This is a genomic window from Stenotrophomonas acidaminiphila, assembly GCA_002951995.1.
Lineage (GTDB): Bacteria > Pseudomonadota > Gammaproteobacteria > Xanthomonadales > Xanthomonadaceae > Stenotrophomonas > Stenotrophomonas acidaminiphila_A.
On sequence record CP019797.1, the window covers coordinates 143558 to 166703 of the forward strand.

General features: G+C 71.8%; 16 protein-coding genes and 2 pseudogenes. 14 read left to right on the plus strand and 4 right to left on the minus strand.

What is annotated here, in order from left to right:
* Window positions 1-23: 23 nt before the first annotated feature.
* Window positions 24-2567, minus strand: coding sequence for a bifunctional diguanylate cyclase/phosphodiesterase (locus B1L07_00560; GenBank protein ID AUZ53870.1), 2544 nt, complete (start codon window positions 2565-2567; stop codon window positions 24-26).
* A 156-nt stretch (window positions 2568-2723) separates the two neighbouring features.
* On the opposite strand from B1L07_00560, the gene B1L07_00565 reads away from it, so the two are divergent.
* The 4 genes from B1L07_00565 (at window position 2724) to B1L07_00580 (ending at window position 7482) form a co-directional block, all read left to right on the plus strand.
* The gene (locus B1L07_00565) at window positions 2724-3515 is read left to right on the plus strand and encodes a 1-acyl-sn-glycerol-3-phosphate acyltransferase (GenBank protein ID AUZ53871.1); all 792 of its coding nucleotides are present in this window, start codon (window positions 2724-2726) and stop codon (window positions 3513-3515) included.
* 110 nt (window positions 3516-3625) lie between these two features.
* Window positions 3626-4660 carry an alpha/beta hydrolase gene (locus B1L07_00570; GenBank protein AUZ56381.1) on the plus strand — a complete coding sequence of 345 codons (1035 nt, stop codon included), beginning with the start codon at window positions 3626-3628 and terminating at the stop codon, window positions 4658-4660.
* A gap of 75 nt (window positions 4661-4735) precedes the next feature.
* Window positions 4736-6805: an adenylate cyclase gene (locus B1L07_00575; protein ID AUZ53872.1), complete on the plus strand. Its 2070-nt coding sequence runs from the start codon at window positions 4736-4738 to the stop codon at window positions 6803-6805.
* A 65-nt stretch (window positions 6806-6870) separates the two neighbouring features.
* Entirely contained in the window at window positions 6871-7482 is a 612-nt protein-coding gene (locus tag B1L07_00580; protein ID AUZ53873.1) for a phosphatidylethanolamine-binding protein, read from the plus strand.
* A gap of 69 nt (window positions 7483-7551) precedes the next feature.
* On the opposite strand, the gene B1L07_00585 is transcribed toward B1L07_00580, so the two are convergent.
* Together B1L07_00585 and B1L07_00590 are read right to left on the minus strand one after the other, a co-directional pair.
* Window positions 7552-8373 carry a hypothetical protein gene (locus B1L07_00585; GenBank protein ID AUZ53874.1) on the minus strand — a complete coding sequence of 274 codons (822 nt, stop codon included), beginning with the start codon at window positions 8371-8373 and terminating at the stop codon, window positions 7552-7554.
* 86 nt (window positions 8374-8459) lie between these two features.
* Window positions 8460-9254: an undecaprenyl-diphosphatase gene (locus B1L07_00590; GenBank protein AUZ53875.1), complete on the minus strand. Its 795-nt coding sequence runs from the start codon at window positions 9252-9254 to the stop codon at window positions 8460-8462.
* A gap of 211 nt (window positions 9255-9465) precedes the next feature.
* Between B1L07_00590 and B1L07_00595 the strand changes: the two genes are divergently transcribed.
* From B1L07_00595 to B1L07_00630, 8 genes and pseudogenes are all read left to right on the plus strand, one after another.
* On the plus strand, window positions 9466-10875 hold the full coding sequence (locus B1L07_00595; GenBank protein AUZ53876.1) for a type I glutamate--ammonia ligase: 1410 nt from the start codon (window positions 9466-9468) through the stop codon (window positions 10873-10875).
* Window positions 10876-11150: 275 nt separating this feature from the next.
* Window positions 11151-11489 carry a transcriptional regulator gene (locus B1L07_00600; GenBank protein AUZ53877.1) on the plus strand — a complete coding sequence of 113 codons (339 nt, stop codon included), beginning with the start codon at window positions 11151-11153 and terminating at the stop codon, window positions 11487-11489.
* A gap of 85 nt (window positions 11490-11574) precedes the next feature.
* Window positions 11575-12913: pseudogene (locus B1L07_00605) on the plus strand (ammonia channel protein).
* A 79-nt stretch (window positions 12914-12992) separates the two neighbouring features.
* On the plus strand, window positions 12993-14054 hold the full coding sequence (locus tag B1L07_00610) for a PAS domain-containing sensor histidine kinase (GenBank protein AUZ53878.1): 1062 nt from the start codon (window positions 12993-12995) through the stop codon (window positions 14052-14054).
* A 21-nt stretch (window positions 14055-14075) separates the two neighbouring features.
* Window positions 14076-15485: a nitrogen regulation protein NR(I) gene (locus B1L07_00615; GenBank protein AUZ53879.1), complete on the plus strand. Its 1410-nt coding sequence runs from the start codon at window positions 14076-14078 to the stop codon at window positions 15483-15485.
* Between the two features lie 173 nt (window positions 15486-15658).
* Window positions 15659-18120 (plus strand): annotated as a pseudogene (locus tag B1L07_00620) (hypothetical protein).
* A 137-nt stretch (window positions 18121-18257) separates the two neighbouring features.
* The gene (locus tag B1L07_00625; GenBank protein AUZ53880.1) at window positions 18258-18821 is read left to right on the plus strand and encodes a superoxide dismutase; all 564 of its coding nucleotides are present in this window, start codon (window positions 18258-18260) and stop codon (window positions 18819-18821) included.
* Window positions 18822-18865: 44 nt separating this feature from the next.
* A complete protein-coding gene (locus tag B1L07_00630; protein ID AUZ53881.1) occupies window positions 18866-19483 on the plus strand; it encodes a superoxide dismutase in 618 nt (205 codons plus the stop codon).
* 74 nt (window positions 19484-19557) lie between these two features.
* Here the strand turns inward: B1L07_00630 and B1L07_00635 are convergent, their stop codons facing one another.
* A complete protein-coding gene (locus B1L07_00635; GenBank protein ID AUZ53882.1) occupies window positions 19558-20445 on the minus strand; it encodes a hypothetical protein in 888 nt (295 codons plus the stop codon).
* A gap of 106 nt (window positions 20446-20551) precedes the next feature.
* Between B1L07_00635 and B1L07_00640 the strand changes: the two genes are divergently transcribed.
* Both B1L07_00640 and B1L07_00645 read left to right on the plus strand, forming a co-directional pair.
* Complete coding sequence (locus B1L07_00640) at window positions 20552-21832, plus strand: acetyl-CoA acetyltransferase (protein AUZ53883.1); 1281 nt, start codon at window positions 20552-20554, stop codon at window positions 21830-21832.
* 406 nt (window positions 21833-22238) lie between these two features.
* On the plus strand, window positions 22239-23126 hold the full coding sequence (locus tag B1L07_00645) for a hypothetical protein (protein AUZ53884.1): 888 nt from the start codon (window positions 22239-22241) through the stop codon (window positions 23124-23126).
* Window positions 23127-23146 lie beyond the last annotated feature (20 nt).

The following is a 23146-nucleotide window of genomic DNA, read 5'->3' on the forward strand; positions in this document are numbered from 1 at the left end:
GCCGGGCCCCGGCGCGCCCCGGCTCAAGCGTGCGCGAACGCGGCGGCCGGCAGATGCTCGCGGATCCAGCTGTCCAGCTCGTGCGCGGGCAGCGCCGGGGTGAAGTGGTAGCCCTGGGCGATGCCGTAGCCCTGTTCGCCGAGCAGGCGCAGCTGTTCGCCGCTTTCCACGCCTTCGGCGACCACCGTCAGCCGCAGGCTCTGGCCGATGTGGGCGATGGCGCGGGTCAGGGCGCTGGCCACTTCGTCGTTCTCGATGCCGCGCACGAAGCTGCGGTCCAGCTTGAGTTCGCTGATCGGCAGCAGGCGCAGGTAGCTCAGGCTGGAATAGCCGGTGCCGAAATCGTCCATCGACAGGCGCACGCCCAGTGCATGCACCGCGTGCAGCGTGCGCAGGGTGCTGGGGTCGGTATCCAGCAGCACGTCCTCGGTGATCTCCACCTTCAGGTCGCCCGGCAGCAGTCCTTCGCGCCGCAGCACCTGTTCGATCCGCAGCGGCAGGTCCAGGTCGTGGAAGTCGGTCGGCGACAGGTTCACCGCCACCGACGGCACCTCCAGCCCGGTGCGCCGCCAGTGCGCCAGCTGCGCGCAGGCTTGTTCCAGCACCCAGTGGCCGATGTCGCCGATCAGCCCGCATTCCTCGGCCAGCGGGATGAACTGCATCGGCGGCACGTCGCCCAGGCGCGGGTGCCGCCAGCGCGCCAGCGCCTCCACCCCGCGCAGGCGGCCGTCGCCGATGCCCACCTGCGGCTGGTAATGCAGGTGCAGCTGGCGCTGCTCGACCGCTTCGCGCAGCGCGGTCTCTAGCGCCAGCCGCTCCTGCGCGTTGTGGTCCATCTCGCGCGAGTAGAACCGCGCGCCGTTGCGGCCGCTGTTCTTGGCCTGGTACATGGCCACGTCGGCATGGTGCAGCAGGGTTTCGGTGTCGTGGCCGTCGTGCGGGAACATACTGATGCCGACGCTGGCCGACGGCCGGATCTGCACGTCGTCCAGCGGCAGCGGCAGCGACAGCCGGCGCAGGATGCGTTCGGTGCGCTCGCCGGCGGAGTGCGCGTCGCACAGGGTGAGCACCATCACGAACTCGTCGCCGGACAGGCGGCCGACGATGTCCCCCGGCCCGGCCTCTTCCTGCAGCCGGCGCGAGACCACGCGCAACAGCTGGTCGCCGCCGGGGTGGCCGAACGAGTCGTTGATCTGCTTGAAGCGGTCCAGGTCGATGAACAGCACCGCCAGCGCCTGCTCGGCGGCGGCCGCCGCGGCGATCGCCTGGTCGGCCTGGGCATGCAGCAGGTTGCGGTTGGGCAGGCCGGTGAGATCGTCGTAGAACGCCAGCCGGCGGATGCGGTTGCGCGCCTCCTCGCGCTCCAGCGCCAGCGCGCACAGGTGCACGATGACGTCCACCAGCCGCCGGTGGAAGGCATCCGGGTCGTGCGGGCGGCGGTAGTAGAAGGCGAACGTACCCAGCACGCGGCCGTCGCTGGCCTTGATCGGGGTGGACCAGCAGGCCGCCAGCCCGTGCTCCAGCGCCATGTGGCTGATGCCCTGCCAGTTGGGGTCCAGCGCGATGTCGCGCGCCACCACCATCTGCCCGGTATGCGCGGCGGTACCGCAGCAGCCGACCCCCGGACCGACCGGGATGCCGTCCACCTGCCGGGTGTAGGCCTCGGGCAGGCTCGGCGCGGCCAGCGTGCGCAGGCGCCCGTCCTCTACCCGCAGCACCGAGCACAGCACCTGCGGTGCGATCTGCTCGACGTCGCGGCACATCATCTGCATCACTTCGCTGGTGGGAACCTCGCGCACCAGCGCGTCCAGCATCCGGTGCTGCAGCACCTCGTGCACCTTGGTGTGGGTGATGTCCATCAGCACGATGACCAGGTTGGCCAGGGTGCCGTAGTCGTCGAAGATCGGGTTGATGCTGATCGCGCACCACAGCGGACGGCCGTCGTGGCAGGCCACGCGTTCGTCGCAGCACACCGGCTCGCCGGCCAGCAGGCGCGCGGCCTGGGCCAGGGTGGTGCGGCGCCGGGCGCGGTCGGGCACCAGCAGCGTGGCGACGTGGCGACGCAGCACCTGGCTGGCATCGAACCCGAACAGCCGGCAGAAGCCCTTGTTCAGATGCACCACGCGGCCGCGGGCGTCGGTGATCAGCACCGCGCTCTGGGTCTCGTCGAACCCCAGCGACAGCAGCCGCTCGCGCTCCTGGCGCTGGCGCCGCGTGGTCACGTCGCGGACGAATGCCATGTGCAGCTGGCCCTCGACCGCGGGGGTACGGGCCAGCGACACGCTGATCCAGCGGGTCTGACCGTCCTTGCGCACCATCTGTACGTCGCGCGGCTGGCTGGCCAGTTCGCGCACGCGGTTGGCCGCGCCCGGATGCAGTCCGCTGTCGTAGCGCTCGCGCATGGCCGCCGGTGCCAGGAAGCCCAGGTTGCGCCCCGCCACTTCGTCGCGCGACCAGCCGGACAGGGCTTCCATGGCCTTGTTGAAGTACACGATGCGGTTCTGGCCATCGAACACGATCACGCCGCTGTCGACCTGCTCCAGCGCCGCCGACAACAGCGGCAGCATGTCCCCGGCCAGCGACCGCGATAACCGCTCCATGTCCACGCTCCCCTGTAGGCGTGAGCGGATTTATACCGCGTTGCCCGGGCCCCGGGGTGAGGAGCCGGGCAGGCGGTCGCCATGTGCTGGCGGAAGCCGGACCGCATCCGGTATCTTGCGCGGATGACTTCCCCCCGTCCCGCCCGCCCGGGCAGCGTGGCGCGTGCGTTCCGCTATCTGTACCGCGTGCCGTTGCTGCTGATCCACGTCGTGATCTTCCTGCCGCTGATCCTGCTGCTGATGGCGCCGCCGTTCGGCCGCCTCGGCGCAGCCACCGATCCGCTGGAACACAAGGTGGTGCGCTGGTGGTCAGGCGGCCTGATGTGGATCTTCGGCTTCCGCCTGCAGCGCACCGGCCAGCCGTTGCCGGGGGCGGTGCTGTTCGTCGCCAACCATGTCGGCTGGGTCGACATCAGCATGATCCACAGCCAGAAAATGGTCGGTTTCGTGGCCAAGCGCGAGATCGCCGGCTGGCCGCTGGTGGGCTGGCTCGCCAGCCGCGGCCACACCATCTACCATCAGCGCGGCAACACCGAGTCGCTGGGCGGGGTGATGGAGGAAATGGCCAAGCGGCTGCGCGAGGGCCGGCCGGTGGCGGTGTTCCCGGAAGGGCGCACCCGCGGCGGCCACGAGGTCGGCCCGTTCCATGCGCGCATCTTCCAGGCGGCGGTGGAAACCGGCGTGCCGGTGCAGCCGGTGGCCCTGCGCTACGGCGTGCACGGCGATGCCCAGACCCGGGTCGCGTTCGCGCCGGGCGAGAGTTTCTTCGGCAACTTCCTGCGCCTGCTCGGCGAACCGGCGCGCCGCGCCGAAGTGCACTTCCTGGAGCCGGTCGCCAGCCATGACCTGGAAGGGCGCCGGCGCATCGCCGAGACCTCGCGCGCGCGCATCATCGCGGCGATGGAAGGCCCGTAACGACGTGTTGCGGTGGCACGCCTCCCGCAGCGCCGGACAGCCGTGAGCGGCGGCCGGCCGCCGGCGCGGGTTCACGCGCTCTACCGGCGCACGGGCGCAGCATGGCCGCCATGTTGAGCGTCGCCCACTACCAACCGCCGCCGTGGCTGCGCAATCCGCACCTGCAGTCGATGCTGGCGTCCAGCGGGGTGCGCCTGCGCCGCGGCCAGCAGCTGCTGGCGGCCAGTGGCGCGCTTACCCGCGAACTGATCCTCGACGGCGGCGACGGCGTGCGCCTGCAGGCCTGGCACAGCCGCCTGCCGGGCAGGGCGGCGCCGGTCGGCCTGGCGCTGCTGCTGCACGGCTGGGAGGGCAGCGCCGAGTCCAGCTACATGCGCATGACCGCCGCGCGGATGCTCGAGCAGGGCTTCGAGGTGGTGCGGCTGAACTTCCGCGACCACGGCAACACCCACCACCTCAACCCGGGGATCTTCCATTCCTGCCGCATCGGCGAGGTGGTGCATGCCACCGGCGACGTGGCCCGCCGCTTTCCCGGCCTGCCGCTGGTCGCGGCGGGGTATTCGCTGGGCGGCAACTTCGCATTGCGCTTGGCCCTGCACGCGCCCGCCGCCGGCGTGCCGCTGCGCCACGTGGCCTCGGTGTGCCCGGTGCTGGACCCGGCGCAGACCATGGACAGCATCGAACGCGGCCCGGCGATGTACGACTGGTACTTCCGCCGCAAGTGGACCGGCTCGCTGCGGCGCAAGCGCGCTCTGTTCCCGGAGCTGGCCGATTGCGACGACGCGGTGCTGAAGCTGGGGATCCGCGCGCTGACCGGCTGGCTGGTGGAGCGGCATACCGGCTTCGCCACGCTGCAGGACTATTTCGACGGCTACTCCATCGCCGGCCCGCGCCTGTCCGCGCTGGAGGTGCCGGCCGACATCCTGATGGCGCGCGATGATCCGGTGATTCCGTTCACCTCCTTCCGCCACTGGCGCCTGCCGGCGCACGCACGGCTGGAGATCGCGCGCTGGGGTGGCCACTGCGGCTTCATCGAGAACCTGCGTGGCGATGGCTTTTCCGAGCGCTGGGTGGCGCAACGGCTGGCCGCCGCGGTGGGCGTACGCCCGGCAGCGCAGGGGGCGGTGCCCGCGCTCGGCGCCTGAGCCGCCGCTGGCGCTGCCGGCGGGGGCGCGCCACGGCCCGGCTACAATGGCGTTTTGCGCTTACGCCGGACCGCCATGCAAGACACGATCATCAACGCCCTGCGCCGCAACGCCACCGACGAAGCCGTGGCCACGGCCCGCGAATGGGTCGCCGCCGAACCGCAGCAACCGCAGGCCCACCGCTGGCTGGCGCTGGCCCTCCAGCAGCGCGGCGATGCCGACGCCGCCCAGGCCAGCCTGGAGCAGGCCCTGGCCCTGGCGCCGGACGATGCCGACCTGCACCTGCAGCATGCCGGCCTGTTGCTGGCCCAGCGCCGCATCGATGACGCCGGGCAGGCGCTGGAGCGCACCACCGCGCTCAATCCCAACGAATTTTCCGCCTACCTGATGCAGGCGCACCTGGCGCTGGCGCGCGAGGACATCGACGAGGCCGAGCGCCTGGGCCGCATGGCCGCGCGGGTCGAGCCGGACAGCCCGGAGCTGGGCGCGATCGAAGGCATGGTCGCGCTGCGCCGCGGTGACGCCGACCGCGCGCTGGCGGTCCTGTCGGCCGCCAGCCAGCGCCTGCCCGACGACCCGCGCGTGCTCTACGCGTTGGGCTTCGCCTATCTGGCCAAGGACCTGCTGGCCTTCGCCGAGCAGGCGTTCCGGCGCGTGCTGGAGCTGAACCCGTCCAACCACGCCCTGCGCGGCCTGCTGGTGCAGCTGGCGCTGCGCCAGGGCCATGCCGACCGTGCCGCCGAGGTGATGCGCCAGGTGCTGGCCACCGCGGAAGGCGACAGCCCGGGCATGCGCCGCCTGGCCGGCGAGCTGGAACTGGCCTCGGGCCAGCCGCTGCAGGCGCTGGAGTACCTGCGCCCGCTGCTGGCGGAACTGCCCGGCGACCGCGCCACCCTGCAGATGCTGCTGGTGGCCTGGCAGCGGCTCGGCCGCGAGGACGAGGCGCGCGCCGACCTGGACGCGACGCTGGACGTGCACCCGCAGCTGCACGACCTGTGGCTGGCGCGGCTGGCGGTGGCACCGGTCGGCAGCCCGGAAGCGGTGGAGGTGGTCGAACGCTGGCTGGCGGCGATGCCCGACCACCTGCCGGCGCTGGAAGCGCGCATGCGCCTGCACGACATGAACGGGGAGGCGGACGCCGCCGAGGCAGTGGCGCGGCGCATCGTCGCGCTGGAGCCGGGCCGCGTCAGCGGCGAACAGCGCATCGTCGAGGCGTTGCTGGCGCGCGAGCCGGCCGCGGCCATCGCCCACGTCCAGGCGTTGATCGACAACGCCCCGGAAGCCGCGCGTCCGGAACTGCGGGTCTGGCTGGGCGCGGTGCAGGACCGGGCCAACGAGCCGGCCGCGGCACTGGCCACCTGGCTGCGCCTGCACGCTGAACTGGCGCCGTCGCGCCTGCCGCTGCCGCCGCAGGCCAAGGCCCCGGCGCAATGGCCGGCGCTGGGCGAAGTCGCCCAGGACAACCCGCTGCGCCCGCTGTTCGTGTGGGGCGCCCCGGGGTCGGGCGTGGAGCGCGTGGTGTCGGTGATGGCCGCCGGCAGCCAGGTGCTGCGTGGCGACCGCTTCGGCCCGAACCCGCCGGACGATGCCTTCCAGAACTTCCATACCCTGCAGCACCTGGCCGACGACACCCTGAGCCCGGCGCAGTTCGTGCAGCAGTGGCGCGACGCCCTGCCGGCGCGCGGCATTGCCGATGGCAACGTGATCGACTGGCTGCTGTGGTGGGACAACGCCCTGCTGTGGGCGCTGCGCCCGCAGCTGCCGGAGGGCCGCCTGGTGATCGCGGTGCGTGACCCGCGCGACATGCTGGTCGAATGGCTGGCGCTGGGCGCGCCGGCGCCGCTCGCGCTGACCTCGGCCGACGAGGCCGCGCGCTGGCTGGCGCGGGTGCTGGAACAGGTGGCCGACCTCAACGAACAGGACCTGTATACCCATCTGATCCTGCGCATCGACGCCGCGGTCAACGACCCGGCGGCGATGGGCGCGCTGCTGGAGCAGGCCTTCGGGCTGCGCTTCCCGCCGGTGCGCAGCCTTGGCCCGGCCACCATCGAGGCCGGCCACTGGCGCCGGTATGCGCAGGTGCTGGCGGCCGAGTTCGCACACCTGGCCCCGGTCGCCGCGCGCCTGGGCTACCCCGAGGCCTAAGCATCCGGTTCCCCCGTAGCGGCAGGCGCCGGCATGGCCGGCGCCCCACCCCAGAGGAGAAGACAATGAAACTGAGCAGCCAGAGTTTCGACAACGGCCGGCCGATCCCGGCCGCATTCGCCGCCGGCGACGCCAGCGGCTTCGCCGGCAACCGCAACCCACAGCTGGCGTGGAGCGAGGTGCCGGCAGGCACGCGCTCGTTCGCGCTGGTATGCGTGGACCCGGATGTCCCGACCGTGCCGGAACTGGTCGGCCGCGACGACGTGAGCATTCCGCTGGCGCAGCCGCGCGGCGACTTCATCCACTGGGTGATGGTGGACATTCCCGCGTCGCTGCGCGAGATCGCCGCGGGCAGCTGCAGCGATGGTTTCAGCGCGCGCGGCAAGCAGCCACCACCGGGGCCGGAAGGCGCGCGCCAGGGCGTGAACGACTACACCGCCTGGTTCGCCGGCAATCCGGAGCTGGCCGGGGTCTACCGTGGTTACGACGGCCCGTACCCGCCGTTCAACGACGAGCGCGTGCACCGTTATTTCTTCCGCCTGTTCGCGCTGGACGTGGAACGGCTGCCGGTGCAAGGCGATTTCAGCGCCGCCGACGTGTACCGCGCCATGCACGGCCACGTGCTGGCCGAAGCGGCGCTGCATGGCACCTACACGCTCAACCCGGCCCTGGCGTGACCCCGCGGGACCAGGAAGAAGGGCGCCGCGCGGCGCCCTTCGTCGTTTCCGGGGTGTGGCGCAGCGCGGTTACTTCGTCACCGTTTCCGAGCTGACCACCATGTCCAGCACGTAGGCCTGCGAAGACGCGTCGGCCGGCGGGTTCTTCACCGCATAGCGCTTGACCCGCAGCACGTTGCGCACGCCCTCCTGGTGGCTGTAGCCCTCGATGCCGTCGTAGAAGTTGGCGAACGCGCCGCGCTTGCCCTGCTCCAGGCCCTTGTCGTCGTACTGCACCTCGCGCACCTGCAGGCACTGCTTGTCGCGGATCAACGGGTGCGGGCACGGCTGGGTATGCGCGTCCACTTCGAGGAACACGGTTTCACCGGGGCCGCCGTAACGGGTCTCGGCGGTCGGTTCGCCGCGGAAGCGCAGCACGTCGCCGGCGGCGTTGGTCAGCACCAGGGTGGAGGCGTCGGGCTGGCCGATCTTCAGCGTGCCTTCCAGGCGGCTGCCCACGGCCTGGTCCAGCGCCATCAGTGCCGGGTCGGCGCAGGCCATCATCGTCGATGCCAGGCGCGCGACGCTGAGCTGGTCGCCGGCCAAGGTGTAGCCCCCGCCCATGCGGTTGCAGGTGTTGTCCACCGCCAGGCGGCCATCGGCGAAGTCCAGGGTGACCGGCTTGTCGGCGCGCGCGAACAAGGCATCGATGCGCTTGCCGGCCCTGTCAGTAGCGGTGTCGAGCACCCAGTGGTTGGCGCCTAGCTGCTTGCCGTCCACCGGGGCAGGGGCAGCGGCCGCTGCGGTGCTGGCCGCGGGCGGGTTGGCAGCGGCCGGGGCGTCGCTGGAGGCGGGTTTGTTGCAGGCGGCCATCAGGGCGACGGGCAGGGCCAGCAGCAGGATGCGCTTCATCGGGAACTCCTTCGGGAAGCAGGTGGAAAGGACGGAGGGCAGAACGCATGACGCTGGCCGCCGGGGTTATCGGCGGCTATCCGCATTCAGTGTCCAGCAGGCAGGAACAGCAGCAATGCGGCGCCCAAGGCCAACCTGTATACCGCGAAGCCCGTGAAGCGATGGTGCTTGATGTAGCCCAGCAGCCACTTCACCACGACGAAACCGGTCACCACCGCGGCGGCGAAGGCGATGCCGACGTCGCTCCACGCCTCGTGCGCGAGCTGGCCATGGCGGGCCAGCTCGAAGAACGCGTAGCCGCTGGCGGCGAACATGGTCGGGATCCCGACCAGGAACACGAACTCGGCGGCGGCCGCGCGCCGGCTCAGGCCCAGCAGCATGGCCAGGAAGATCGCCGCGGCCGAGCGCGAGGTGCCGGGGAATACACCGGCCACCACCTGCGCCAGGCCGACGCCGACGGCGACCTTCCAGGTGACGCTGTCGCGGTCGGGCAGGCGCGCGGCGAAGCCTTCGGCCAGCAGCATCCACACGCCGCCGAACACCAGCGCCCAAGCCACCGGGGTGACGGTCTCAGGCAACTGCCAGCCGGCCAGCCGCACCGGCAGGCCGACCAGCGCGGTCACCAGGAACGCGGTGGCCAGCTTCAGCACGTAATCGCGGTTGCCGGGGTCACCCAGGCCGGTGGCCAGCGACCACAGCCGCTGCCGGAACACCAGGGCGACGGAGAGGATGGCGCCGGCCTGGATGACGATGTTGAAGAAGTCCGAGCGGGCGCCCAGCCAGCGTTCGGCGATCAGCAGGTGGCCGGTACTGGAAACGGGGAGGAATTCGGTGAGGCCTTCGAGGATGCCAAGCAGCAGAGCGGAAATCGGGTCGGACATGAGCGTGGACGGGCGAATGACCGGCAAAGGATAGAGCATCGCCGGCCATGCACTTGTCTGGTGCGTGACTGGCTGAAATGCACCATATTGGTGCATCACGACCAGGCGCAGCCCAACGCAATGCTTTGAAAACAAGGAGTTGCCTGCCTGCGGAAGTTGGCACGCGAGTTGCTGTAGACAGCGCACGCCACTTCCACCGAGGTTTTGCCCGATGTCCCTGGAAAATATCGAGAAGCTCATCAAGGACAACCAGATCGAGTTCGTCGATCTGCGTTTCGTCGACATGCGCGGCATCGAGCAGCACGTGACCTTCCCGGTCTCCATCGTCGAGCCGTCGCTGTTCGAGGAAGGCAAGATGTTCGACGGCAGCTCGATCGCCGGCTGGAAGGGCATCGCCGAATCGGACATGGTGCTGATGCCGGACCCGGCCAGCGCCTACGTCGACCCGTTCTACGCCGACCCGACCCTGGTGCTGACCTGCGACGTGCTCGACCCGGCCACCATGCAGGGCTATGGCCGTTGCCCGCGCGGCATCGCCAAGCGCGCCGAGGCCTACCTGAAGTCCTCGGGCATCGCCGACCTGGCGTTCTTCGGCCCGGAACCGGAGTTCTTCATCTTCGACTCGGTCCAGTTCGCCAACGACATGGGCCACACCTTCTTCAAGATCAACTCCGAGGAAGGCGCCTGGAACACCGGCAAGCACTATGACGGCGCCAACAGCGGCTACCGTCCGACCGTCAAGGGCGGTTACTTCCCGGTGCCGCCGACCGATTCGCTGCACGACATCCGCGCCGAGATGTGCAAGGTGCTGACCCAGGTCGGCATCGAGGTCGAGGTGCACCACCACGAGGTGGCCAACGCCGGCCAGTGCGAGATCGGTGCCAAGTTCAACACGCTGGTGACCAAGGCCGACGAACTGCAGCGCATGAAGCACGTCATCAAGAACGTGGCGCACCGCAACGGCAAGACCGTGACCTTCATGCCCAAGCCGCTGGTCGGCGACAACGGCAGCGGCATGCACGTGCACCAGTCGCTGGCCAAGGAGGGCAAGAACCTGTTCTCCGGCGACGGCTACGGCGGCCTGTCGCAGATGGCGCTGTGGTACATCGGCGGCATCTTCAAGCACGCCCGCGCCATCAACGCCTTCAGCAACTCGGGCACCAACAGCTACAAGCGCCTGGTGCCCGGCTTCGAGGCACCGGTGATGCTGGCCTACTCGGCGCGCAACCGCTCGGCATCGTGCCGCATCCCGTGGGTGTCCAACCCGAAGGCGCGGCGCATCGAGATGCGTTTCCCCGACCCGATCCAGTCCGGCTACCTGACCTTCACCGCGCTGATGATGGCCGGCCTGGACGGCATCCGTAACCAGATCGACCCCGGTGCTCCTTCGGACAAGGACCTGTACGACCTGCCGCCGGAGGAAGAGAAGCTGATCCCGCAGGTCTGCTCCTCGCTGGACCAGGCACTGGAAGCGCTGGACAAGGACCGCGAGTTCCTCAAGGCCGGCGGGGTGATGAGCGACGACTTCATCGACGCCTACATCGCGCTGAAGATGAAGGAAGTGACCGCGTTCCGCGCCGCCACCCATCCGCTGGAATACCAGCTGTACTACGCCAGCTGATGCCGGGCGGCCGCCTGCGCGCGGCCGCCGCACCCCCTTGCTGCCGGCAACGGCGGCGATGGCAAAGTCCCTCCCCTCCCGCTTTCGCCATCGCCGCCCCCGGCGGCAAACCCGGCACTACCAGGCAGTGGCAAGAGAACCCGGAAACGCGTCGCGCGGGCCAGGCCTCACCGCCGCGCGGCGCATCCGGCGCACCGCCAGCGGCCGTTGCATGGCCGCTGGATGACACGATGCCGGCCCGCGGCGGCCGGTCTCCTCCACATCGGGACCTGCGCATGAAACTGATCTCCGCCATCATCCGCCCGTTCAAGCTCGACGAGGTCCGCGAGGCCCTCGGCGCGGCCGGCGTGTCCGGCATCACCGTCACCGAGGTCAAGGGCTTCGGCCGCCAGAAGGGCCACACCGAGCTGTACCGCGGTGCCGAGTACGTGGTCGATTTCCTGCCCAAGATCCGCATCGAAACCGCGGTCACCGACGACAACGTCGAGGCGGTGATCGAAACCCTGCAGGCGGCCGCCGGCACCGGCAAGATCGGCGACGGCAAGATCTTCGTCACCCCGCTCGAGCAGGTGGTGCGCATCCGCACCGGCGAGACAGGCGCCGACGCGCTCTGAAGACCCGCTGACGCCCGGCTCCGTGGCGGCCAGCCGCCAGCACGGGCCCGGTCGCCGGCTGCTTCCCCCACAACCGGAGTCGACAATGCGAACGCAATTTTTCACCGGGCCCAGGGCCCGGCTCGGTGGTCTGTGCCCGTCGCCCACGCTCGCCGGCCTGGCCCTGGCGCTGCTTCCGCTCGCAGCCAGCGCGCAGCCGGCCGCGCCGGCGTTCGACCGCGGCGACGTGGCCTGGATGCTCACCTCCACGCTGCTGGTGCTGATGATGGTGGTGCCCGGGCTGGCGCTGTTCTACGGCGGCCTGGTGCGCGCCAAGAACGTGCTGTCGGTGCTGAGCCAGGTGCTGGTGGTGTTCTCGCTGGTACTGCTGCTGTGGGTCGGCTACGGCTACAGCGCGGTGTTCAGCGAGGGCAACGCGCTGTTCGGCTCGTTCACCCGGTTCGCCTTCCTGCAGGGCTTCACCCCGGACTCGGTGGGGGTACCCCCATCGCCGGCCTGCCGGATTACCTGTTCGTGGCGTTCCAGTCCACCTTCGCCGGCATCACCACCGCGCTGATCGTCGGCGCCTTCGCCGAACGCATCCGCTTCCGCGCGGTGCTGCTGTTCTCGGCGCTGTGGTTCACCCTGGGCTACCTGCCGATGGCGCACAGCGTCTGGGGGGGCGGCTGGGGGCGATGGGCGCCATCGACTTCGCCGGCGGCACCGTGGTCCACATCAATGCCGGCGTCGCCGGGCTGGTGGCGGCGTGGTTCGTCGGCAAGCGCCTGGGCTACGGGCACGTGGCGTTGAAGCCGCACAACCTGCCACTGACCTGGCTCGGCGCGATGCTGCTGTGGGTGGGCTGGTTCGGCTTCAACGCCGGTTCGGCGGCGGCGGCCGACAGCGTGGCGTCGCTGGCGTTCATCAACACCCTGCTGGCCACCGCCGCCGCGGTACTGGGCTGGACGCTGGTGGAGGCGGTGACCAAGGGCCACCCCTCGGCACTGGGCGCGGCCTCGGGCGCGGTCGCCGGCCTGGTCGGGGTGACGCCGGCCTGCGGCACGGTGGGGCCGCTGGGCGCGATCGTGATCGGCCTGGTCACCGGCATGCTCTGCGTATGGGGCGTCACCGGCCTGAAACGCCTGCTGCGGGCGGACGACACCGCCGACGTCTTCGGCGTGCACGGTGTCGGCGGCATCGTCGGCGCGCTGCTGACCGGCGTGTTCAGTGCGCAGTCGCTGGGCGGCACCAAGGCGGGCCTGGATATTGCCCACCAGCTGTGGGTGCAGGCGGTCAGTGTCGGCTTCACCGTGCTGTGGAGCGCGGCGGTCACCGCGGCGGTCCTGCTGGTGGTGCGCGCGCTGGTCGGCCTGCGCGTGAGCGAGGAAGCCGAGCGCACCGGCCTGGACATCAGTACCCATGGCGAATCGGCCTACGAGGCCTGAGCGCGACGGGCCGGACGGCTGCACGCCGCCGGCCCCGTCGCAGTCGGCACGGCAGGCGCCTTTGCACTACATTGGTGCAATGCACGACACCGCCCTCCCGCCCCCCGCCGAGCTGTTGGCCACGCCGCTGGTGTGGACCGCGGCGGACGGCCGCATCGCCGGCGCGAACCCGGCGTTCTGCCGCTGGCTGGGGGTCAGCGTGCGGCGCCTGCTGGGGCAGCCGCTGGCATCGCTGGAGAGCCAGGGCGACGACCTCGCCGAGCGCCTGGCACAGGGCTGGGACGGCGTCGACGCCGTGCGCCTGCCGCGGCTGGCGCTGGCCCTGCCGGGCGAGCGCTCGCGGTTCGCCGAGGGCTGGCTGACCGCGCTGGATGCCGGCGGCTGGCTGCTGGAAGCGCACCCGGTGGACGAGTTCGCCGCGCCCGATCCGGCGCAGGTGCTGCCCGGCGCCTTCAGCGCGGCGCTCAAGGGCCTGGCCCACGAGCTGCGCAACCCACTGGCCGGGCTCAAGGGCGCGGCGCAGCTGCTGGCGCGCCGCGCCGGCAACCGCGATGCGGCGGAGGGCGAGCTGATCGAACTGATCGGCGCGGAGATCGAACGCCTCAACACCCTGCTCGAACAATTGCTGTCACCGGCACCGCAGCGGCCGCACGCGCCGCTCAACATCCATGCCGCGCTCGAGCGGGTGCTGCGCCTGGCCGAGAACGAGGCCGGCTGGACCCTGCAGCTGCAGCGCGATTACGACCCCAGCATTCCCGAGTTCGCCGGCGACGCCGACCGCCTGACCCAGGCCCTGCTCAACCTGGTGCGCAATGCGATCCAGGCCGGCGCCACCCGCATCGTGCTGCGCACCCGGGTCGAGCACGGCGTGCGCACCGCCGAATACGCCTCGCCGCTGGCGCTGCGGCTGGAAGTGGCCGACGACGGGCGCGGCGTGCCCGAAGACCTGGCCGAACACCTGTTCCTGCCGCTGGTCAGCGGCCGCGCCGAAGGCACCGGGCTCGGCCTGGCACTGGCCCAGCAGGTGGCGCGCGAGCACCGCGGCACCCTGAGCTTCCGCTCGCGCCCCGGGCACACCGTGTTCACCCTGCTGCTGCCGTTGCCGGTCGCCAGCGAGGAAAAGGAGGCGGCCGATGGCTGACGTGTCCCCCCGGCGGCGACGATCTGGGTGGTCGACGACGACCGCGCGGTACGCTTCGTCCTGAGTACCGCATTGCGCGACGCCGGCTACGCGGTGGAGGGCTTCGACAGCGCCGCCACGGCACTGGCCGCGCTGGCGCGGCAGCCGGCGCCCGACCTGCTGTTCACCGACGTGCGCATGCCCGGCGACGACGGGCTGGTGCTGCTGGAAAAGCTCAAGGCCGCGCACCCGCAGTTGCCGGTGATCGTGATGTCGGCCTACACCGACGTGGCCAGCACCGCCGGTGCGTTCCGTGGCGGCGCGCATGAGTTCCTGTCCAAGCCGTTCGACCTGGATGACGCGGTGGAGCTGGCGCGGCGCGCGCTGCCCGAACCGGAGCCGCGCGTGGACGCGGCACCGGTGCCGGCGCCGGCGGCGGGCGACGACGCGCCGCAGCTGATCGGCGACACCCCGGCCATGCGCGCGCTGTTCCGCGCCATCGGGCGACTGGCGCAGGCGCCACTGTCGGTGCTGATCAACGGCGAGACCGGCACCGGCAAGGAGCTGGTGGCCAACGCGCTGCACCGTGAATCGCCGCGCGCGCGCGGCCCGTTCGTCGCGCTCAACACCGCCGCCATTCCCGCCGAGCTGCTGGAGAGCGAACTGTTCGGCCACGAGGCCGGTGCCTTCACCGGCGCGGCCAGGCGCCACATCGGCCGCTTCGAGCAGGCCCATGGCGGCACCCTGTTCCTGGACGAGATCGGCGACATGCCGCTGCCGCTGCAGACGCGGCTGCTGCGGGTACTGGCCGAAGGCGAGTTCTTCCGCGTCGGCGGGCGCGAACTGATCCATGTCGACGTGCGCGTGGTCGCCGCCACCCACCAGGACCTGGAGGCACTGGTCGAGCAGGGCCGCTTCCGCGCCGACCTGCTGCACCGGTTGGACATGGTGCGGCTGTGGCTGCCGCCGCTGCGCGAACGCCTGGACGACGTGGCCACGCTCACCGCGACGTTCCTGGGCAACGCCGCGCGGCGGCTGGACATGCCGCCCAAGCGCCTGTCCGCCGCCGCCCTGCAGGCCCTGCGCCAGCACGACTGGCCCGGCAACGTGCGCGAACTGGAAAACGTGTGCTGGCGGCTGGCGGCACTGGCGGTGGCCGACACCATTTCCGCGGCCGACGTGCAGGCGGCGCTGGCCCGTGGCGGCCGTGCCCGCCCCGGCGCGGCCGCGGCGGCGCCCGGGCAATGGGACCAGGCGCTGGCGCAGTGGGCGCGGCAACGCCTGGCCGAGGGCGCCAGCGGCCTGCACGCCGAAGTGCGCGAGCGCATGGAGGCGGTGCTGCTCGACGCGGCGTTGGCCGCCACCGACGGCCACCGCGGCGATGCCGCGGCGCGGCTCGGCGTCGGCCGCAACACGCTGACGCGCAAGCTGGGGCCGGGCCGCAAGCGCTGAAGAACCCGTGCGGCGCGCCCGCCGCGACCCGGCGGATCGGCGCCGGGTGGGCGTGTATCATCGGCCCCCATGGAGATGCGGGCGCCACGTCAGGACACGGCCACCCAGGCACGACGCCGGGGCCGCGCGCCGTCCGCGATAGCGACGGCAGCCCGCCGCCGGCATGCGAGGCGCTGTTGAACACCGACGCCTGGCAGCGCCTGACCGATCTGTTCCACCGCGCCACCGAACTGCCCGAGGCCGAACGGATCACTTTCATCCACGCGCAGACCGGTGACGATCCGGAGCTGCAGCGCGAACTGCTGGCGCTGCTGGCCGCCGATACCGATCCCACGCGCCTGCACGCGCCGCTGCGCGAGGCGGTCAAGGTGGCGGCCCAGGCCAGCGAGGCCGAGGTGATGCCGGGCACGCGGTTCGGGCCATGGGCGGTGGAACGGATGATCGGCGCCGGCGGCATGGGCCGGGTGTACCTGGCGCGGCGCGCCGATGGCGCTTACGAGCGCCAGGTTGCGCTCAAGCTGGTGCGCGCCACCGCGCTGGACGAACGCCGCCACCGGCATTTCGAATACGAGTGCCGCCTGCTGGCGCAGATGCAGCACCCGGCCATCGCCCAGATCCACGACGCCGGCATCGATGCCGACGGCCGCGCCTGGCTGGTGATGGAGTACATCCACGGGCAGCCGATCTCCGCCTGGTGCGACCAGCACCGGGTCGACCTGCGCCAGCGCGTCGAGCTGCTGGCCAAGGCCGCCGAAGGCGTGCAGCACGCGCACCAGAAGGGCGTCATCCATCGCGACCTGAAGCCGGGCAACATCCTGGTCGCCGCGGTCGACGGCCAGCCGCTGCCCAAGATCATCGACTTCGGCATCGCCATGGATGCCGCCGCCGCTGACGACGCCCCGGGGGCGGCACCCCCGGCTACATGAGCCCGGAGCAGGCCCGCCCCGGCAACGACACCGATGCCCGCAGCGACGTTTACTCGCTGGGGGCGCTGCTGTACGAGCTGGCCTGCGGCGCGCCGCCGGAAGCGTCCCCCGTGCCGCCGTCGCGGTATCTGCGCGAGCAGCCGCCGGCCCGGCGCGCCGAGCTGGCGGCCGAGCGCGGCAGCACCCCGGCCCGGCTGCGGCGCGCCCTGCGCGACGGCATCGACGCGATCGCGCTCAAGGCCCTGCAGCCCGAGCGCGCCGCGCGCTACGCCTCGGTGTCGTCGCTGCTGGACGACCTGCGGCGCTGGCTGGCGCACTATCCACCGCATGCGGCCGGACCGGCGCGATGGCTGGGCGTGCGTACCTTCGTGCGCCGCAACCGGCTGGCGGTGGCGGCCGCGGCCGCGGTGGCGGTGGCGCTGGTCGCCGGCCTGGCCGCGACCACCTGGTCGCTGCGCGAGGCGCGCCAGGAGGCGGCGCGGGCCAGGGTGACGTCCGAGTTCCTGGCCTCGGTGCTGGACAGCGTCGATCCGGCGGTTTCGCAGGACATGGACAAGACGCTGATGCTGCGGGTGCTCGACGACGCCTCGCAGCGTGCAGTGCGGGAGCTGGCGGCCTATCCGGACATCCTGGCCGACGTGGAACTGATCATCGCGGTCAACCAGGTCGGCCTGGAAGAGTACGACCGCGCCATCGCGCACCTGCAGTCGATCCGCTCGCTGGCTGCGGCCCACCCCGGCCGGCTGCAGTTCCAGGAGCTGCGCGCGATGCAGGTGCTGGGCCAGGCCTACCTGTTGTCGGACCGCCTCAAGCAGGCGGACGCGACATTCGTCGAGGGCATCGCCCGGGCCCAGCGTGGCCCCGCCGCGCATCGATGGCTGGCGCTGGACATGCAGTCGCGCCGGGCCTGGGTGCTGTTCGTGCAGGGCCAGGCGGACGCGGCGACGCGGCTGGCGCGCGAGGCGTTCGACGGGCTCTCGCGGCAGCGGCCGGCCGATGACCCGCAGCGGCTCGACGCCGCCAAGCGCTATGCCGAGATCCTGTCCACCAGCGGTGACTACGCGCGCGCCATGGCGCTGCTGGATGAGGTGATCCGGCAGCGGACCCGGGTCCATGGCCGCGAACACCCCCAGACCCTGGCGGCACGCCGTGACCTGGCGGTCGCGCGCCTGCAGCAGCGCGATTTCGCCGGCGCCGAGCCGGAACTGCGGCAGCTGGCCGCCATCTACGAGCGCCTGTACGGCGCCGACAACGGCTTTACCGTCAGCACCCTGGGCATGCTCGGCAGCGCCCTGCGCGAGCAGGGCAAGGTGAGGGAGGCCGGCCCCTACTACCGCGCGACCATGGAGTGGAATGCCGCGCGCTACGGTACCGATTCCTTTTCCGCGGTGATCACCCGCCACAACCACGCCAACTGGCTGCTGGCCGACGGCCAGGCGGAGGCGTCGGAACGGGAACAGCGCGCGCTGCTGGAGATCGCCGGGCGTACCCTGGGGCGCGACAACCACGTCACCGCGGAAATCCTGCGCGGGCTGGCCGAAGCGGAGCTGGCGCAGGGCCGGACCCAGGCCGCCCGCGTCCATGCCAACGAGTCGCTGCGGGCCATGCGCAAGGTCTACGGCGACCAGAACCAGGCGGTGCTGCGCGACGTGCGCGACACCCTGGCCAAGGTGGAGGCGGCCGCGCTGGCGGAAGCGGGCACGCGGTGACTGCCGCCTGCGCTGGCCCCGCTCGACCCGGGCGCGGCGAACGGGCATCTTTGCCCCGTTGCATACACCGGGCCACGCCGGCATGCCTGCGTGGGCATGCGCAGGCCGCCCGGCCCGCACCCTGCAAGGAGTGACACATGCGTCTTCGTCTTCCCGCCATCACCGCCACCGCCCTGCTCGCCGCCTGCGGCACGCGCCCGCCGGCGCGCCCGGAAGCGCCACCGGCCCCGCCGGCCATGGGCACCGCGCAGCTGGCCGAGGCCAACCTGGCGCCGGCATCGGCCAGCCTGGTCAGTGGCCGCATGGCGCTGGTGCCTGAAGCCGGCGGCGTGCACATCAGCGGCGTGATCGGCGGCCTGCCGCGTGGCGGCCAGGCCGGGTTCCACGTGCACGAAAAGGGCGACTGCAGCGCGGTCGATGCCAGCAGCGCCGGCGGCCACTTCAATCCCGCCGCACAGCCGCACGGGCGGGCCGGTGGCGGCGCGCACCATGCCGGCGACATGGACAACCTGCAGGCCAATGCCGAAGGCGTCGTACACGTGGACGTACGCCTGCGCGGGGTTACCCTTGGTGGCGGCGCGGCCAACGACATCGCCGGCCGTGCCCTGGTGGTCCATGCCAACGCCGACGACTACCACAGCCAGCCGGCGGGCAACGCCGGCGCCCGGGTCGCCTGCGGCGTGGTCCGCGTCACCCGCTGAATGCGGTGGTCCGGCCGATCCAGTTCAACCAAGGGAGTACGACGATGCGTTTGATCCACACCAGCCTGTTCCTTGCCAGCGCCCTGGTGCTGAGCGCCTGCAAGCAGGACGCCGAGCCGGCCGCCACGCCGGCTGATACCGCAACCCCGGCGCCGGCGCCCGCCGCCGATCCGGCCGCGCCGCCGCCGATGGCGCCCACCGCCGCGGCCGTCGCCACCGCCGACCTGCAGCCGACCAAGGACAGCACGGTCAAGGGCAGCATCCGCTTCACCGTGGTCGACGGCAAGCTGCACGCAAGCGGCGACATCAGCGGGCTCAAGCCGGGCAGCGAGCACGGCTTCCACATCCACGAGAAGGGCGACTGCAGTGCGCCGGACGGCAGCAGCGCCGGCGGCCACTTCAACCCGGGCAATGCCGAACACGGCAGCATCGATGCGGCCGCGCACCATGGCGGCGACATGCCCAACATCGTCGCCGACGCGCAGGGCAATGCGCATGTCGATGGCCCGGTGTCGAGCAACGTCAATGCCGGCAAGGGCGACGGCTTCGACATCATCGGCCGCGGCCTGATCGTCCATGCCGACCCGGACGACTACCACAGCCAGCCCACCGGCAACGCCGGCGCGCGCCTGGCCTGCGCGGTGATCGCCAAGGCCCAGTAACGCCATCGGCGGCACGAACGCAGAACGCCGGCATCAGCCGGCGTTCTGCGTTGCGGACCGGCGGTTGCCGGCGATCAGTGCGCCATCACCTCGCGTGCGTCCTGGCCGGCTTCGACGTGCACGTACAGCACGTCCAGCCCGTGCGCCTCGAGCACCGCGGCCATCTGCCGCTGGCGCATCAGGTACTGCTCGTAGATGCGCTGCAGGCGGTCGCAGTCGTTCTTGTCCTGCGCATAGTGCGCGCACCAGCCGGCCGGGTCGAACAGCGCCATGCGTACCTCGCTGCCGGTATAACGCAGCAGCGGCTCGGGCGCGGCGTCCAGCCACTGCTCGCGTTGCGGCGAGAACATCGCCGTCTCCAGCAGCGGCCACAATCCGGCCAGGCCCTGGTTGTCGTACTGCATGGCCATCATCGCGGCCAGGTCGTTGACGGTGAAATAGCGCGCGTGCTCGATCTGCGCGCCGAAGGCGTCCTGCGCCAGCAGGGCGGTATCGGCCTGGGCCATGCCGTTGGCCAGCAGCACGTCTTCCAGCGCGTCGCGGGTCTCGGCCAGCAGGGTGGCGTCGCTGCCGGTCAGCACGAACGGCAGTACCCGCAGGCCGCCACCGGTCAGCGCCGGGTCGGCCTGCAGCGGCAGCGGCACGTCGCCGGACGCATCGGCGCCGAACGCCAGCAGGCGCGGCCCCCGGTTGCGCCCGGGCGCGCGCATCTGCAGTTCCTCCAGGCGCCGGTGCACCGGCCAGCCCGGGCGCAGCACCTCGGCCGGATCGAAATGCGCCGCGGCCAGCACCAGGTCCAGCCCGCTGGCCTGCGGCACCAGCTTCTGCAGGTCGCGGCCGACCAGCGCGGCCAGTTCGCCGGCCTGGCTGGAGGGCAGCGCGGCGAGCCGCGGTTGCTGGCCACCGGCCAGCTCCAGCGCCATCACGCCCAGTGCGTTCATGTCGGGGTTGGGATTGCTCATGGTTCGCGGTTGGCCCGTCACAGGCTCGAAGCTACACTCAATGTCCATTATGCCTGCTGCCGCAGGCAGGTCCGCGTCGCCTTCCCCCACCAGCCAAGGTAACCGCATGTCCAGCGCCCGTCCCGTCGCCATTCTCGGTGGTGTCCGCATCCCGTTCTGCCGCCAGAACACCGCCTATGCGGACGTCGGCAATCTCGGCATGTCGGTGCGCACCCTCGGCGCGCTGGTCGAGCGCTTCGGCCTGCACGGGCAGCAGCTGGGCGAAGTGGCGATGGGCGCGGTGATCAAACATCCCAGCGACTGGAACCTCGGCCGCGAGGCCGCGCTGTCCTCCGGACTGTCGCCGCTGACCCCGGGCATCACCCTGCAGCGCGCCTGCGGCACCTCGCTGGACAGCATCATCACCGTGGCCAACAAGATCGCCCTGGGCCAGATCGACTCCGGCATCGGCGGCGGCTCGGACACCACCTCCGACGTGCCGATCGTCTACGGCAAGAAGCTGCGCGGGCGCCTGCTGGCCGCCAACCGCGCCAAGACCACCGGTGACAAGCTCAAGGCGCTGCTGTCCGGGTTCCGCCTGTCCGAGCTCAAGCCCGAGTTCCCCGGCGTGGCCGAGCCGCGCACCGGCAAGAGCATGGGCGACCACTGCGAGGACATGGCCAAGGAGTGGAACATCTCGCGCGATTCGCAGGACGAGTGGGCGGTGGCTTCGCACCGCAAGCTCGCCGCCGCCTACGAGCGCGGCTTCTTCAGCGACCTGATCGCCCCGTTCCGCGGGGTCGAGCGCGACAACATCCTGCGCCCGGACACCTCGCTGGAGAAACTGGCCACGCTGAAGCCGGCGTTCGACAAGACCTCCGGCCGCGGCACCCTGACCGCGGCCAACTCCACGCCGCTGACCGACGGCGCCGCCGCGGTGCTGCTGGCCAGCGAGGAATGGGCGCGCGCCCACGGCCACGAACCGCTGGCGTACCTGCGCGACGCGCAGGTGGCGGCGGTGGATTTCGTGCATGGCGAGGGCCTGCTGATGGCGCCGACCATCGCCGTGCCGGAGATGCTCCGCCGCAACGGCCTGACCCTGCAGGACTTCGACATCTACGAAATCCACGAGGCCTTCGCCGCGCAGGTGCTGTGCACGCTGCGTGCGTGGGAGAGCGAGGACTACTGCCGCAACCGCCTGGGCCTGGACGCGCCGCTGGGCCGCATCGACCCGGAGAAGATCAATCCGCTGGGTTCGTCGCTGGCCACCGGCCACCCGTTCGCCGCCACCGGCGCGCGCATCGTCGCCACCGTGTCCAAGGAGCTGGCCGAACGCGGCGGCGGCCGCGCGCTGGTGTCGATCTGCACCGCCGGCGGCATGGGCGTGGTGGCGATCATCGAGCGCTGATCCGCCGCCGGCGCTCCACGGCGACGCGGTCGAAGCGCTGCTCGCCCGGGAAGCCCCCATGCCGTGCCGGCGACCGCTCCGGTTTCCGCGCGCTGCATGCCGCGGCCATGGCCTGTTCCGATCCGTTCCACGCCGGCCGCCGCGACCGGCCGGTGGCGTTGTCGTCGCCCGGGTGCGCCGGGAGCCGGGCAACCCCCGGGCAGCGGGGCGCCGCCAGTCCAGCGCGTGACCGGCGGTGGCAGCCATGCGCGTCTCGCCGGGGACGCACCGGCGCGTCCGGCCACGCCGCCGCGCGCCGCTGATCCGCGCCCCCTGCCCCCTGCCGGGATACCTGACCGACTGCTATCGTCGGCGCTTCGGCGGAGACCAGGGACGGGACATGAAACGCATCACGAGGGGGCTGGGCGTGCTGTTGGCGGCGCTGGCCGCGCCGGCGGCGGCGATGACGTTCATGACGGTGGACTATGTGTGCCCGATTGGTGGCGAGCGCTTCAGCGCCAGCACCATGGGCTCGGGCACCTCGTTCGGCCATTTCCTGGACGGGCGCGCCCATGGCGCCATCCAGTCGCCGTGGCCGCTGGTGGAGTGCCCGGGCAACGGCTTCCTGCTGTTCCGCGAGGCCTTCGACAAGACCGAGCTTGAGGCGCTGGGCACCTACGTGCAGAGCGCCGACTACCAGCGCCTGCGCGGCACGGAAACCAGTTACTGGCGGCTGGCGCAGCTGCTGCGGGTGATCGGTGCGCCGGCCGCCGAGCAGGCCGGTGCGCTGCAGCGGGCGAGCTGGCAGGCCTCACCGGCGCAGTACCCGCGCTACGTGGCCGCCGCGTCGGCCGCGTTCGCCCGGCAATGCCCGGATGGCCAGGCCGCGCGCGATGGCCAGTGGCTGTACTGCCAGATGCTGCTGGGCGAATGGGAGCGGCGCCTGTCACGGTTCGAACCGGCGCGGGCGCGCTTCAACGGCCTGCTGCCGCAGGTGCAAGCCCTGGTGACCGGGCCGGACCGCGAGCGGGTGGCCAGGCAGTTCGCCGCCGAGATCGCGCAACAGCTGCAGCTCATCGACGCCGGCGACAGCCGGTCGACGATGGCGGTGGATGCCAATGCGCCGGCGGCTGCCGCGGCCGGCCCGGCGCCCGGTTCCGTGGAAGACGCGGCCTCGGCGGCCGATGCTTCCGCAGCGCCGGTGGGAATGGCGGCCGCAACCACTGCGGATGTGGCGGCGATGGCGGCCGCCGCGGCTGCCGAAGCGGCCCGCGAGGCCGATGCCGATGCGCGCGCCGGGGAAGGCGATCGCTGAGCGTTCGGGCGGGGCGTGCC

Excerpts from the sequence above, each read along its gene's own strand:
- B1L07_00560 (AUZ53870.1), bottom strand. The coding sequence starts at position 2,567 with ATGCTGCCGCTGTTGTCGGCGGCGCTGGAGCAGGTCGACAGCGGCGTG.
- B1L07_00565 (AUZ53871.1), top strand. The coding sequence starts at position 2,724 with ATGACTTCCCCCCGTCCCGCCCGCCCGGGCAGCGTGGCGCGTGCGTTC.
- B1L07_00570 (AUZ56381.1), top strand. The coding sequence starts at position 3,626 with ATGTTGAGCGTCGCCCACTACCAACCGCCGCCGTGGCTGCGCAATCCG.
- B1L07_00575 (AUZ53872.1), top strand. The coding sequence starts at position 4,736 with ATGCAAGACACGATCATCAACGCCCTGCGCCGCAACGCCACCGACGAA.
- B1L07_00580 (AUZ53873.1), top strand. The coding sequence starts at position 6,871 with ATGAAACTGAGCAGCCAGAGTTTCGACAACGGCCGGCCGATCCCGGCC.
- B1L07_00585 (AUZ53874.1), bottom strand. The coding sequence starts at position 8,373 with ATGAAGCGCATCCTGCTGCTGGCCCTGCCCGTCGCCCTGATGGCCGCC.
- B1L07_00590 (AUZ53875.1), bottom strand. The coding sequence starts at position 9,254 with ATGTCCGACCCGATTTCCGCTCTGCTGCTTGGCATCCTCGAAGGCCTC.
- B1L07_00595 (AUZ53876.1), top strand. The coding sequence starts at position 9,466 with ATGTCCCTGGAAAATATCGAGAAGCTCATCAAGGACAACCAGATCGAG.
- B1L07_00600 (AUZ53877.1), top strand. The coding sequence starts at position 11,151 with ATGAAACTGATCTCCGCCATCATCCGCCCGTTCAAGCTCGACGAGGTC.
- B1L07_00610 (AUZ53878.1), top strand. The coding sequence starts at position 12,993 with ATGCACGACACCGCCCTCCCGCCCCCCGCCGAGCTGTTGGCCACGCCG.
- B1L07_00625 (AUZ53880.1), top strand. The coding sequence starts at position 18,258 with ATGCGTCTTCGTCTTCCCGCCATCACCGCCACCGCCCTGCTCGCCGCC.
- B1L07_00630 (AUZ53881.1), top strand. The coding sequence starts at position 18,866 with ATGCGTTTGATCCACACCAGCCTGTTCCTTGCCAGCGCCCTGGTGCTG.
- B1L07_00635 (AUZ53882.1), bottom strand. The coding sequence starts at position 20,445 with ATGAGCAATCCCAACCCCGACATGAACGCACTGGGCGTGATGGCGCTG.
- B1L07_00640 (AUZ53883.1), top strand. The coding sequence starts at position 20,552 with ATGTCCAGCGCCCGTCCCGTCGCCATTCTCGGTGGTGTCCGCATCCCG.